Source organism: Thioclava sp. GXIMD4216 (genome assembly GCF_037949285.1).
Lineage (GTDB): Bacteria > Pseudomonadota > Alphaproteobacteria > Rhodobacterales > Rhodobacteraceae > Thioclava > Thioclava litoralis.
Window position 1 is genome coordinate 1,205,566 of record NZ_CP149926.1, and the last position, 13,128, is coordinate 1,218,693.

Sequence of the window (13,128 nt, forward strand, 5' to 3'; positions counted from 1 at the left end):
TAGAGTCGAGCATTTTCCCGTTATAGAACTGTGATAGTCGGGACTTGCCATTAAGGTTTCATCCAGTTGCGACTTGAGTCCAGTTGGTGTTCTCGCTTATCGACGTCCTTATCGCACAAGCAACCGAAGTTCCACCTAACGCAGGTACCAATCGCTTAAAAACGCGCATAGACGGTTGCGCTTATTGCGCTCATGTGGCGTGTTCTCGTTCAGGACATTTTGTCTTTTTGACTAGGAAAGTGAAGATGCGGCAGATTGGTGCAAAGTTATTTCGTAATCGCTTAGGCTATGTAGAGAGTGTTCGATCAGCCCAACTTCACGGCTGGGTGCTTGATCGGGACACGCCACAGGAGTTCAGGCTGTCATTCGAGGGCACCAGCTATCATCCGAGCTTTAAAAGAGTGGAACGGGCGGATGTTCAGGCATCGATCGAGGATGCACCGCTTATGTCGGGCTTTGTGCTCGATATCCCTGAACAACTTTTGAATGGCGATGCCCCGCGCGATCTCAGCACCATTGCTGTCTATTTTGGCAAGCGTAAACTGCCGATCCTTCCGGCGGCTATAGAGGGGCTCCAATCCGTTGCGGCAGGGGCGGAAACAGGGAATGTTGTAACTTCTTCGAAGCAAGAGGGTCTTTACATCGCTCTTGAAGCGTCAATCGTCGGCATGTTGCAACAAAGTGACTGCATCGAATTGGTTTCGAAGGCCGAAAAGTATATCGCGCGTCTTGCGCCTCTAGTGGCTCAAGTCGAGGGGATCGATGAGAGCGCACGGATTGAGGTGCCCGCTACTCTCTGGGCAGAGCTTGCTCGTAATGAGCGCTTGGTCCTGAAGCTGATCGCAGATGGCGAGTTTGTGACGCAGATCCTGATCTCTCGCGATGAGCTTACCCGCGCGCTCGCGCAGCAGGGCCAGAGTGTCGAGACGCCACAGATGGAAACCCTTCTGGCGCTTGAGCACGTTCGCGAAATATCGCGCCGCTATAAGCTCGCACCAGAGGTGGCCAGCTGGGCACGCGACGCCGCAGGTCGGCATAATATTGTCGAATATGTCACGGAATACTTCAAAACTGATACTGTTAAGGCCTTTCACGGGACCGTGGAGCAATCAGATAGCGCAAAGCACGCGGCGGCTTTAAGGGCCGCATGGGCTCGTTTCGAGAAACAAGGTGGCCCGAGCGCTGCGGTGCTCGATCAGGTGATCGTTGATTATAAGTTAAATGGCGCTCTCGCCGAAGAGCTGCTTAAGAGTTTGGCTCCCTACTTCTGTCAGAAGCGGTGTTTTGAAGAGATTTCTCATCGTATTGATGAAGAAACGCTCATGAAGTGGCGTGCGCAGCAGGATGCCTGGCACGTCTCTTTGACGCTGCCCTTCCTTGCTATCCGTGGGCGGGTTGGCGAGCTTATCGATGAGATGCGGCGTCTGGACGAATTGCAAGGCTGGCTAAATACAGAATGCGTCTTGGAGAGTTCGAGACTTATTGCGGAGGGCGTTGCATCCGGAGAAGCCCAGCGAGAGTTCATTTACGGCTTTAAAGACTTTGTTCAAAATATGAGCGGCTCCTATTGGACACGACTATATGACAGGTCTTTGGCCGAGGCTGCTGCGGTCTGGTTGAAGCAACTTAATTACTTGCCGGATTGGCTTGCGCGCGATGCGTCCAAGATGATGCTTTCAGTCTTCGGACTTTCGCGGGACTTTTGGAGCTTCTATGAAAGTTCACAAGAGATCCTTCACCGGGCCGTTGCGCTGGAGCTGAAAAATGCCCACTGCGCTTTCAACGTCATTGAAACGTTGCGGTTGGGCGATTGCTCCGAGCCCGATGTGGTAAAACTTCTGAATGCAGCCAAGCATTTCAGAGGGAAGGGAAATGCCGACGCAGACAAGCTCATCCATGAAATCTGTCAGCACATCATCATCCGCTTCCCAGACGATGCGACGCTTATGTCGACGGCAGAGGCAGAGCTGCGGGCCCTCTCGCTGGATGCCTATGCGAAGCTTTTCTTCCATCCAGCTTATAAAGATAAAGTGGATCCTGCCGATGCGGATGGGTTTGCTGAATATCTTGCGTCGGAGATCTCCGGCAGTTCTCGCGCTAATTATTCACCGCGTGCAAGTGTTATGCTTTGGCTCGCGAAGCGCATCGGCGAGCTGAAAGGTGTTGAAGACGTAAGCCCTGCGGACTGCGCCCAGTTGATCAAGGTGGCGAAAACGCTGGGTAACCAGGTCTGCGGCTGGTTGAGTGCGGATGTCCTTTTCTCGGCGGCCAACGCCATACCCAAGACGAGTGCGGCGTATTTCCATATCAAGACCGAGGCTGAAGCCGAGCTTTCCCGCATCTTAGCGACCTGTGAGACCGTGGAGTATTACCCCGCAATCGCGAGTGCTGCTGCCAAGAAGAAGGCCGGAAAGACAGAGGCCAGCGGTGTTACCGGCAAATCGCCATTGTTCGGCGACACCCTGTTAATTATCTATTCCTGCAATAAATATCTTGAGGATCGGATCCCGAAGCTGCGGGATAGCTGGCTCAAAGACCTCGACGCCAAGGGTATCCCTTACCTGATAATGGTCGGAGATGGCGATAATAGCGTGGATGGGGATCTTCTGCGGCTGGACGTTTCCGATACTTACGAGGATCTTCCGGATAAGACGCTCAAGATGATCGAGTGGGTCTATCGCAACGCTGATTATCAATACGTCATCAAGGTCGATGACGATTGCGCACTTAATGTCGATCGTTTCTTTGATACGCTGGCCTATCGCAAGCATCACTATCGTGGTCGGATCCTATCCAAGGGCGTGGGGGGGATCGCACGCGACTGGCACCAGCAGAAATCACATACGTTGCTCGCTCAAACGAGCCTCGACCGCTCTCCCGAGCCGAGCACCTATTGTGACGGCGGTTCGGCCTATAGCCTCTCGCGCCATGCAATGAGAAGCCTCATTGCTTCGGCTAATACCACCTTCGGTCGCTGGTTGCAGTCGGTTTCCTATATGGAAGATAAGCTCGTTGGGGATCTATTGGCCAAGAAGGGCATCAAGCCAAGCGAGGAGGGCTATTACGTCCATATTCTTCGCCGGACGCATGCGGGGGCCAAGCCTCTGACAATGTATGCCAACTACATGCTCGGCTCGAAGGCATCGCCCGTGAGTGTTGTTCATCTCGATGAGGCCGAAACGCTGGCCGAGCACTATAATATCAGCAAGGGATCCACGCTTGGCCCGGCTCGGATCTGGCCTGTGACACAGAAGATGAAGTTCGGCTGGAACTCGCATGCCCTCGAATATATCGGGTCGCAGTCGGGGCTGGATAAAGTAACCCAAGGAACGCATGTTGTCGTATCCGTTCTTCGGAATGAAATGACGATGCTCCCTCACTTCTTGGAGCACTATCGCCGATTGGGTGTCGATGCGTTCCTGATCGCCGATAACCTTTCAGACGATGGCACGCGTGAATATCTTCTCGAGCAAAATGACGTGGCGCTCTATTCGGTAGATTCCGAATATAAGAGTTCACATTTCGGCGTAGATTGGCAGCAAACTTTGCTCTCGCATCATTGCTTAGGCAAATGGGCATTGGTGGTCGATGCAGACGAGTTCCTGACCTTCGAGAACGTTGCCGAAACCGGCTTGCGAGGGCTGACGAAAGAGCTTTCCGAGCAAGGCTATGATGCGGCGCTCTCGCATCTGATCGATATGTATCCGAAGGGGCTGCTGGCGGATTGCGATTTCAAGAAAGGCGCTCCCTTCGATCTGGCACCTTATCACGACAAGACGCCGGTCGTTGCCGCTCCTGGCTCGGGCTATTTCTCGAATAGCGGAAACTCCGTTGCCAGCGCGTTGCGCCACCGTTTGTCTCCAGACTCGTCTCCAACCCTGTTCACCGGTGTGAAGGTGCCCCTGATACGCTACAGCCCGTTGCTCCGGCTTTCGGAAGGGATCCACTTTGTCGGGAATGTTAAACTCTCACCGCAACCACTATTCCTCGCCCACTTCAAATACCATTCGCTCTTTGCGGAAAAGGTTGAAAATGAAATTAAGCGTAAGCAGCATTATGGGGGAGGCGTAGAGTATCAGAAATATCTGACGATGCTTGCGGAAGCGCGAGGGGTGCTGTTTGATAAAGATGTTAGTGTTCAGGTTGCGGACACGTACCGCTGTTAGGGGCGGCTTAGTTTTCTCGCATACAAGAACAATGCGACATCTAAGTAAGTCGACCTGTTAGAATTTACATATAGTTGCAGCGTAGGGAGGCTGGATATAGTCTGCCAATCAGGCTGCTGCGTCGGACTAAGGAATAAATTGTGACTATCATCCTCCCTAAAGTTGGTATCTTTTATGCATCCGTGCCTAAAGTGGCCTGTACATCAGTAAAGGAATTTTTTTTCAAGATTGAGAATGGTTTCGAATTCCGTCCCTTTAAAGCGAACGGTCGTTGGAGCCATATCCACCATTTTTATCCAGCGATCGCACGCAAAAATTACCCCGAAGAAAAGATAAGCGGTCTTCGTCGAGTGACGGTTGTCCGTGATCCAGTTTCACGGTTTTTATCGGCATATTCAAACCGTGTAATTTTTCATAAAGAGCTTTCTAAAGACAAAGCAGGTAAATCCCTTGAGGAGCTTGGACTTCAAGCTAATCCAGATTTGGACACTTTTGTCGATTTATTTGACGAGTATCGTAAGGCGAACGTTTCAATTCATCATCATACGAAAACGTTGGTGAATTTTCTTGGCGATGATCCATCTTATTTTCACAAAGTGTATAGGATGAATGAGTTGCCAGATCTTGCTAGAGACATGAACGAAATCGCTGAAACCAATATAGAAATGCCACACTCTCAAAAGGGGGGGCCGAAGCTCAGTCGCGATGCGTTGTCAGCCGCACAGCTAGCGAAAATTGAAGGTTTCTATGCCGATGACTACAAGGCTTTTGGGCGCTATTTTTAAATATAGTTTAACGCCCGTCTGACGAATTTGAGCAGCTTACCTAAGGTGCTTTACGCCATCACTTGGCACCACATTCATCGCAGACGCTCTTCATCGCGGTAAAGGTCCCACTCATGCGCTACAGTCCATGGCTGCGACTGTCGCCAGAACCACTCTTCTTGGCGCATTTCAAGTATCATTGGCTCTTTGCCGAGAAGGTAGAAAACTAAGTCAAAAAGAAGCAGCATTATGGTGGTGCTGTCGAGTATTAGAAGTACCTAACGATGCCTGCTGAAGCTCGAGGCGTCCTGTTTGATAGCTGAGCACTTCAAGTGGCAGTAGGTATCTACTCGATAAATAAGCGAATATCTGGGTGCTTTCTTTGAAAGACTTTCACCCGACCTGATGAAATAATGAAAAAAATGGCGATGCTCTGAGCTAGTATTGCCATTTTTTGCTTTTGAAACTTGCTTCTGAAGAGCGGGTAGTTAAACCTCGAGGGGAGAAAAGCTTAGCCATAATAAAGTGGAAGCTACTCAGAAAGAATAGAGCTGGGGCGGCACGAATGAAATGTATCTTGCATATCGGCACGGAAAAAACTGGAACCACGCTTTTGCAAGATTGGCTGTATTCCAACCAAGAAGTTCTGCGCAAAGAGCGTATCTACCTGTCTGAGATGTTAGGAAAGAGTAACAACAGGAAGCTGCCTGCTTGTTTCAGTACTCAATTCGATGATTTTGCGAAGCAACACGGTTATTCCACATATGAGCAGAAAGCTGTTTTCTTCGAGGGGTTTCTTGATGCATTTGCTGACGAAATAAAAAACGCGAAACTTAATTCGGATCTCTTCATCATTACGAGCGAACATTTCCACTCTCGAACTACCCTGCGCGAAGAGATCCAAGAGCTCAAAGATTTTTTGAGCCTGCACTTTTCTGAGATAAAAGTAGTTTGTTATTTCAGAAACCAGTTCGATACACTCGTGTCATTGTACAGCACAGCATTGAAAGGGGAAGATACCCTAACATTGGATGAGTACCTCAATGTTCGAGCGACGCCGGAGCTTTACTACGCGAATTATTTGCAGGTCGCCGATAATTGGAGTGAGGTGTTCGGGCGCGATGCGTGTGAGTTCCGGATCTATGACCGCGCGAGATTTTTGGACGGCGATCTCCGGAAAGATTTTATCAGCCTTGTCGCGGATAATTCTCTGATAGCGTCAATGGATTTTAGTGTTAGTTCTGCCAATGAGTCCTTGTCATATTTACAAGCTGTCGCTTTTAGACGGATCAACGAGATGTATCCCTTTTGGACGGATACTCCGGTAAAAATTAATAAGGACAATACACGGAAAAAAGCGGAAATCCTTGCATTGGATAGCCTGAAGCAGGGTAAACTAGGGTCGCATAGGCGTGCGGAAGTCGAGCAGAGCTTCAGATCAAGCAATGAGGAGTTTTTTGAGAAATATTTTGGCTCCGGAAATCAATTTCTTTCAGTGGATATTGATGAAAAACCAGCAGATGGGTCTGCCGTGGATTGTGAGAAACTGATTGACGAAATGTTGGGGTACGCAATTCAAGGCAGTGATTTCAAGCCATTGACTGCTGCAGTTGATGGGCTTCGTGATATGGCATTGCGAATGCATCAAGGTGCGGCACCTTCCAAACAGGATGCGCTCTTCCTTATGCAATTGGCATTAGCTGGCCGCCCTAACGGCCCCCTCCTGAAAAAGAAGGTTGCGGAATGGTCAAAAACGCTCTCAGTCGACTAAGCGATATCTTTTCTACCGCACCTTAAAGTTTCCATCCCTCTTCTGCTCCCGTGCGCTGCTGGGTATCGTCGCGCTAAACAAATCGTCCCAATACGATTTGAAAGCCGCACCTAAACTTGGATTGCCAGCAGCCGATCAAGCTTACTGCTGCTGGCTTTCAAAGGGGTTTGATTTCTTTCACTTATATCAAAATTGTGGATCTAGAGTCATTTCTATATGATTTGTCTTCAGCCGTGGCCCGACTTGTATTGACCCAGCTGAATCTGCTCAGGTTAAGCCGCTGATCTGAATGCCTCGACAGGCGTGCGCATTGCAAGGGCCTGATGAGGGCGGCGGTTGTTATGAAAGCTGATCCAGTCGCCGATGACGCGGGTCGCGTGCTGGATGCTCTCGAAGCGGTGCCGGTGAATGCACTGCTCCTTGAGTGTGCGGATCACGCGCTCGACCATTCCGTTCTGCTGCGGGCAGTGCGGCGTGATGACCTCCTGGCGCAGGCCATAGCTACGAACCAGAGCTGTGAAGTGGCGGCTGGTAAAAACGAGCCCGTTGTCTGACCTTAGCAGAAATCCCCGATCGACCCGACCGAGCGTGCCGAACCGGCTGATCAGGGCGTGCTCGAGCGCGGCACTGGCCGTGGTAGCCTTTCCTGAGCGAGACAGGTGCCAGCCCAACAGTTCGCGCGTGTGGCAGTCGATGACCAACGCCAGAGACGCCCAACCGTCCTTCCCGGTCCAGACCCGCGCCAGATCCGTCGACCACCTCTCGTTTGGCGCGGTGGCGACGGAGGGCACCGCCTCGATGCGCGGCCGCATGCCCACAGCGCGCTTGCGGACCTGCCAGCCCTTGAGCTGAAAGATCCGCTGCACCGTGTTCTTGTTGAAGCCAAGCAGCCACGCGACCGTGCGATAGCCAAAAGACGGCTCTTGTTCGATCAGCGCCTTGATAGGATCGGCGAAGGGAGGATCGATCTTCGGCGCGGCTTTGGTCGGTGTATAATAGACCGTCCGCCGTGGCACGCCGAACCAGGCGCAGAGCCTGGCGATCGAGACCGCTACACCATCGGCTAGCAGGCCCTCATGGAGCGTCCGGATCAATTGCCGTCCTCCGTTCGGCAGTGGCCTCGGACCAGTGGCGGCCTACTGCCTCACCATGAGGGCCTGCAGCTTTTTTCGAGCGCGCAGTTCCAGCATCGCCTCACCATAGGCTTCCTGCAGATCCTTCAGCTGCTTCTCGTATTGCTCGCGAATGTCGAGCGGGTTCGCGCGCAGGGAGTTCTCCATGCCCCGCTTTGCATCCTCGACCCAGCCTTCGATCTCGGAAGGCGTCAGGTCGAACGATCGGCTGGCTTCGGCCACCGTCGTTTTGCCTTGAATGATCTCGATGACCAGCGCCGTCTTCCGCTTGGCCGTCCAACGTTTGATGCTGTCGTCCATTGTCATACTCATTGCCACGTTCTCCTTTGTAGCATGAGCAGGATTTCAGTGGGTCAATACACACCATCGCAGAATGGCGTTACTGGTCAGTTTGGTTCCGTTGTCGCTGACAACCATGCCGGGCTTTCCACGACGCTCGATCAGGGCCGTGAGTTCACGCGCGACACGGCGCCTCGAGATCGAGGTATCCAGGATTGCCGCGAGACATTCACGGGTGACATCGTCGACCACGTTGAGCACCCGGAAGCGCTGGCCGCCCGCGAACTGGTCGTGGACGAAATCTAGCGACCAGCGTGCGTTGGGTCGGAGATAAAGGCGGCTATCCGGAATTGGATGACCTTCTATAACCATCAGCGCCCGCATTCAGCCCTGGGCGGCCAGCCTCCGGCGCTGGCCTGTTGGCAGAGAAATGATATCAACCAACCCGATCAGCAAGTACAACGAATAGCGCAATTTACGCCAGATCCTGTCCAAGGGATGGGGCATAGCTCAGAAAGCTCAGCGGTGTTTTTAAGTACATTCGTATATTGAAAGCGGAATGTGTTGTGCTACATATCGTCTTGAAGTTTTGCTTGGCGATATGGAGGCCGGGATGAGCGTGCCATTGGACTGGATCTGGGGGCTATTGGGGGGCTTGATGATTGGCGGTGCCGCCGTAGTCATGCTCTTGGTCAATGCGCGGATTATGGGGGCGAGCGGTATCCTTGCCGGATTGATGCAGCCGGGCGGGCAGGTCTTCAAAGAACGGGTTGCCTTCGCTTTGGGTCTTGTTGGAGCGCCTGCGCTTGTGGGGCTTGTCTGGGGCGCGCCGGAGACACATGCGAGCGGCAACTTTCTTGTGTTGATTGTGGCCGGACTTCTGGTCGGGTTCGGGGCGAGGCTTGGAAATGGTTGTACCTCGGGACATGGCGTCTGCGGTATGTCGCGGTTTTCGCTGCGTTCGATTGTTGCAACCTGCGTCTATGTTGGCTTCGGCATGATTGCCGTGGCTGTGGCGCGTCATCTTCTGGGAGTGATCTGATGCGTGTTTTTGTCTCGTTGCTGTCGGGGGTGATCTTCGGATTGGGGCTTATGGTCTCGGGCATGACCGACACCCAGAAAGTGCGCGGCTTTCTGGATGTGTTTGGCGCATGGGATCCGACATTGATATTTGTGCTGGGGGGGGCTGTTCTGCCGATGGTCGTGGCATGGCGGGTTGCCGCGAAACGCAAGACCTCGCCGATGGGCGAGGCCTATCCGGGCAAACCCTCGACCAGACTGGATGGCAAGCTTGTGCTGGGGGCACTGTTGTTTGGTGTGGGCTGGGGGCTGGGCGGCTTCTGTCCGGGACCCGCGATGGCCTCGCTCAGCTATGGCGGCTGGGGCGGGCTGGTCTTTGTGGTCGCGATGTTTGTCGGCATGGCGATCGAACGCCGCCTTGCCTGAGCCTTTCCGAGGCGATCTGTTTTTGGGCGGGCCCGAGCGGTCCGCCTATTTTATTTGCAAGTTTTAGGGTCTTTTCGCGATGCGCGTAAGGGTTGTGGCGGCTTTACTTCCCTTTGACCGGTCTGCGGCGCCCAATCGGGGAAACTATCCCTCGAAAGGAGCGCAAGATGGCCGACCATGTCTCCCTGATCTACAAGCTCGAGGACCGTCCTCCGCCGGCGCGCGCAGCTCTGGCCGCCTTCCAGCACATCCTTGCGGCGATTGTCGGGATCGTCTCGCCGACTTTGGTGATTGGTGGCGTTCTGGGGTTGGGGGAGCAGGTGCCCTACCTGATCTCGATGGCGATTTTCGTCTCGGGGGTCGCGACCTTTATCCAATGCCGACGGATCGGGCCGGTTGGATCGGGGCTTCTGAGCCTGCAGGGCACGTCTTTTGCCTTTCTCGGGGCGATCCTTGCTGCAGGGATGAGTGTGAAGGCCCGTGGTGGCACGCCCGAGGATATTCTGGCGATGATTTTCGGCCTGTGCCTTGTCGGCTGTCTGGTCGAAATCGTGCTGTCGCAATTCATGGACCGGCTGAAGCGGATTATTAACCCCACGGTCACCGGCATCGTCATCACCATTATCGGGCTGAGCCTCGTGAAGGTTGGTTTTACCGACTTTGCGGGCGGGGCGATGGCGGGCGAGGATCTGGGGCAACCGGTCAACCTTCTGTTGGGTGCAATTGTGACGGCGGTGGTCTTGATCTGCACCTTCACTGGCAAGCCGATGTTGCGGATTGGCGCGATCATGATCGGGCTCGTCGTGGGGACGCTTGTTGCAGCGGGGCTGGGAATGGTCAGCTTGGCGCCTTTGGCGAAAGCACCGGTTTTTGCCCTGCCGATTCCGTTCCGCTACGGGCTGGATTTCGATTTCGGTTTGTTCGTTCCGGTGGCCTTTCTCTATCTGGTGACGGCGATCGAAACCTCGGGCGATCTGACGGCAAGTTCGGTGATTTCGGGGCAACCTGTCGCGGGGCCGCTGTATCTGAAACGCATCAAGGGCGGGGTGCTGGGCGATGGGGTGAATTCCGGTTTGGCGGCGATTTTCAATACGTTCCCCAATACGACCTTCAGCCAGAATAACGGGGTGATCCAGATGACGGGCGTGGCCTCGCGGTATGTCGGGCTTTATGCCGCCGCTATTCTGGTGATCCTCGGGTTCTTTCCCATTCTGGGGGCGGTGTTCACGCTGATCCCGAAGCCGGTTCTTGGCGGGGCGACGCTTGTGCTGTTTGGCACGATTGCGGTGGCGGGTATCCGTATTCTGGCGAGCCAGCCGATGGATCAGCGTCAGGTCTATATCATGGCCGTCAGCTTTGGGTTGGGGCTCGGGGTGACATTGGTGCCGGAGGCGACGCAGCATCTTCCGGTCTTGTTGAAACAGGTTGTGGCCACGCCGATCACCCTGTCGGGGCTGAGCGCCATCCTGCTGTCCCTGATCCTGCCCGAGCACAGGGTGGACCAGCCAGCGGGGGAGGGCGACCATGCAGAACTGCATAGCCCCGCCGAATAGGATGCGGTCGTTCTGTTAAACGGAAAAACCCGCCCGAGGGGCGGGTTTTGCGCGATATGTCGGATCGGCCTTTTGGCCGATCCTCCTGCGGGCGCCTGTGGTTACTGGTCTTCCGGAAGAATACGCACGCCGCCTTTGGCCGCCGAGGAGGCGAGCATTGCATAGGCTTTGAGCGCGGTGGAGACCGCCCGTTTGCGCGGCGCTTTGGGTTTCCACGGCAGCGGCCCCATTGCCTCGCGGCGGGCGGCCAGCTCGTTTTCGGCCACGGCGAGGTTGATGGTGCGGTTGGGGATGTCGATCTCGATCAGGTCGCCATCCTGTACCAGACCGATCGTGCCGCCTTCTTCGGCTTCCGGCGAGACGTGGCCGATGGACAGGCCCGAAGTGCCCCCCGAGAAGCGCCCGTCGGTCAGCAGCGCACATTTCGCGCCCAGACCTTTGGATTTGAGGTAGGAGGTGGGGTAGAGCATTTCCTGCATGCCCGGTCCGCCACGCGGCCCCTCGAAGCGGATGATCACCACTTCGCCCTCTTTGACCTTGCCGGTGAGGATGGCCGAGACCGAGTCGTCCTGGCTTTCGAACACACGGGCCGGACCGGAGAATTTCAGGATGGAATCATCCACCCCTGCGGTTTTCACGATACAGCCATTCAGGGCGATATTGCCGAAGAGCACGGCGAGGCCGCCATCCTTGGAGAAGGCATGCTCGCCCGAGCGGATCACGCCGTTTTCGCGATCCCGGTCGAGCTCCTTATAGCGGTTCGACTGGCTGAAGGCCTGGGTTGTGCGGACGCCGCCCGGGGCGGCACGGTAGAACGCGTCGACCGTATCGGAATTCGAGGTGACGATATCCCATTTGGCCAGCGCCTCTGCCATGCTTTCCGAATGCACGGTGCGGCAATCGGCATGGATCAGACCCGCGCGGTTCATTTCGCCCAGAATGCCCATGATGCCGCCTGCGCGGTGCACGTCTTCCATATGCACGTCGGCCTTGGCGGGCGCGACCTTGCACAGCACCGGCACCTTGCGCGAGAGACGGTCGATATCATCCATCGTGAAATCGACCTTGCCCTCATGTGCGATCGCCAGCAGGTGCAGCACGGTATTGGTAGAGCCGCCCATCGCGATATCGAGCGACATGGCATTTTCGAACGCCTCGAAGGTCGCGATGTCGCGCGGCAGCAAGCCGGGCTTCTCGTCCTCGTAATGCGCCTTGGTGATCTCGACGATTTTGCGACCGGCCTCAAGGAACAGCTCCTTACGGTCGGCATGGGTGGCCAGCATCGAGCCATTGCCCGGCAGCGCCAGACCCAGCGCCTCGGCCAGACAGTTCATCGAGTTGGCGGTGAACATGCCCGAGCAGGAGCCACAGGTGGGGCAGGCGTTCTTTTCGAACTCGTCAACCTGTTCATCGGTATATTTGTCATCCGCCGCCACGACCATCGCATCGACAAGGTCGACGGCCTTTTCGAGGTCATTGATGGTGACCTTGCCCGCTTCCATCGGACCGCCCGAGACGAAGACCACGGGAATGTTCAGGCGCATTGCGGCCATCAGCATACCGGGGGTGATCTTGTCGCAGTTGGAGATACAGACCATCGCATCGGCGCAATGGGCATTGACCATATATTCCACCGAATCCGCGATGATCTCGCGCGAGGGGAGCGAATAGAGCATGCCGTCATGGCCCATGGCGATCCCGTCATCGACCGCAATGGTGTTGAATTCCTTTGCCACGCCGCCGGCTTTCTCGATCTCGCGGGCCACCATCTGACCCAGATCCTTCAGGTGGACGTGGCCGGGGACGAATTGCGTGAAGGAGTTGACGACCGCAATGATCGGCTTGCCGAAGTCGCTATCGGTCATGCCGGTTGCGCGCCACAATCCGCGCGCGCCCGCCATATTGCGGCCATGGGTCGATCTGCGGGAACGATAATAGGGCATTGGCTGCTCCCTTTCTTTGGGCAATGGCTTCGAGGGCGCATGCGCCCCTGCTTTCGGAGCGCAGCTTTAGCGC

Annotated in this window: 9 protein-coding genes and 1 pseudogene; 6 read left to right on the forward strand and 4 right to left on the reverse strand. The window is 55.0% G+C overall.

The genetic code is table 11. The features are described 5' to 3' along the window. Window positions 1-245: 245 nt before the first annotated feature. The 3 genes from WDB88_RS05995 to WDB88_RS06005 all read left to right on the forward strand — a co-directional run bounded on the left by WDB88_RS05995 (window position 246) and on the right by WDB88_RS06005 (window position 6,701). Entirely contained in the window at window positions 246-4,166 is a 3,921-nt protein-coding gene (locus WDB88_RS05995; RefSeq protein WP_339109285.1) for a glycosyltransferase family 2 protein, read from the forward strand. A 140-nt stretch (window positions 4,167-4,306) separates the two neighbouring features. Then, window positions 4,307-4,951, forward strand: a complete 645-nt coding sequence (locus WDB88_RS06000) for a sulfotransferase family 2 domain-containing protein (protein ID WP_339109286.1) — start codon at window positions 4,307-4,309, stop codon at window positions 4,949-4,951. Window positions 4,952-5,495: 544 nt separating this feature from the next. Next, complete coding sequence (locus WDB88_RS06005) at window positions 5,496-6,701, forward strand: hypothetical protein (protein ID WP_339109287.1); 1,206 nt, start codon at window positions 5,496-5,498, stop codon at window positions 6,699-6,701. A 272-nt stretch (window positions 6,702-6,973) separates the two neighbouring features. Here WDB88_RS06005 and WDB88_RS06010 read toward each other — a convergent pair whose 3' ends face one another. From WDB88_RS06010 to WDB88_RS06020, 3 genes and pseudogenes are all read right to left on the reverse strand, one after another. Further along, window positions 6,974-7,795, reverse strand: a complete 822-nt coding sequence (locus tag WDB88_RS06010) for an IS3 family transposase (protein WP_339108529.1) — start codon at window positions 7,793-7,795, stop codon at window positions 6,974-6,976. Window positions 7,796-7,837: 42 nt separating this feature from the next. After that, complete coding sequence (locus WDB88_RS06015) at window positions 7,838-8,146, reverse strand: DUF1153 domain-containing protein (protein ID WP_339107151.1); 309 nt, start codon at window positions 8,144-8,146, stop codon at window positions 7,838-7,840. A gap of 51 nt (window positions 8,147-8,197) precedes the next feature. Next, window positions 8,198-8,437: pseudogene (locus tag WDB88_RS06020) on the reverse strand (DDE-type integrase/transposase/recombinase); the annotation flags it as partial. 289 nt (window positions 8,438-8,726) lie between these two features. Between WDB88_RS06020 and WDB88_RS06025 the strand changes: the two are divergent. The 3 genes from WDB88_RS06025 to WDB88_RS06035 all read left to right on the forward strand — a co-directional run bounded on the left by WDB88_RS06025 (window position 8,727) and on the right by WDB88_RS06035 (window position 11,112). Continuing rightward, on the forward strand, window positions 8,727-9,155 hold the full coding sequence (locus WDB88_RS06025) for a YeeE/YedE thiosulfate transporter family protein (RefSeq protein ID WP_339109288.1): 429 nt from the start codon (window positions 8,727-8,729) through the stop codon (window positions 9,153-9,155). Continuing rightward, window positions 9,155-9,559 (forward strand): DUF6691 family protein, encoded by a 405-nt coding sequence (locus WDB88_RS06030; protein WP_339109289.1) that lies wholly within the window; start codon window positions 9,155-9,157, stop codon window positions 9,557-9,559. The genes WDB88_RS06025 and WDB88_RS06030 overlap by 1 nt, the downstream gene beginning before the upstream one ends. A gap of 167 nt (window positions 9,560-9,726) precedes the next feature. After that, the gene (locus tag WDB88_RS06035) at window positions 9,727-11,112 is read left to right on the forward strand and encodes a nucleobase:cation symporter-2 family protein (protein ID WP_339109290.1); all 1,386 of its coding nucleotides are present in this window, start codon (window positions 9,727-9,729) and stop codon (window positions 11,110-11,112) included. Between the two features lie 101 nt (window positions 11,113-11,213). On the opposite strand, the gene ilvD is transcribed toward WDB88_RS06035, so the two are convergent. Beyond that, window positions 11,214-13,055, reverse strand: a complete 1,842-nt coding sequence (gene ilvD / locus WDB88_RS06040) for a dihydroxy-acid dehydratase (protein ID WP_339109291.1) — start codon at window positions 13,053-13,055, stop codon at window positions 11,214-11,216. Window positions 13,056-13,128: the final 73 nt, after the last annotated feature.

Bases quoted from the DNA above. Each gene is read 5' to 3' on its own strand.
- WDB88_RS06025 (WP_339109288.1), top strand. From the start codon at position 8,727: ATGAGCGTGCCATTGGACTGGATCTGGGGGCTATTGGGGGGCTTGATG.
- WDB88_RS06015 (WP_339107151.1), bottom strand. From the start codon at position 8,146: ATGAGTATGACAATGGACGACAGCATCAAACGTTGGACGGCCAAGCGG.
- WDB88_RS05995 (WP_339109285.1), top strand. From the start codon at position 246: ATGCGGCAGATTGGTGCAAAGTTATTTCGTAATCGCTTAGGCTATGTA.
- WDB88_RS06035 (WP_339109290.1), top strand. From the start codon at position 9,727: ATGGCCGACCATGTCTCCCTGATCTACAAGCTCGAGGACCGTCCTCCG.
- WDB88_RS06005 (WP_339109287.1), top strand. From the start codon at position 5,496: ATGAAATGTATCTTGCATATCGGCACGGAAAAAACTGGAACCACGCTT.
- ilvD (WP_339109291.1), bottom strand. From the start codon at position 13,055: ATGCCCTATTATCGTTCCCGCAGATCGACCCATGGCCGCAATATGGCG.
- WDB88_RS06030 (WP_339109289.1), top strand. From the start codon at position 9,155: ATGCGTGTTTTTGTCTCGTTGCTGTCGGGGGTGATCTTCGGATTGGGG.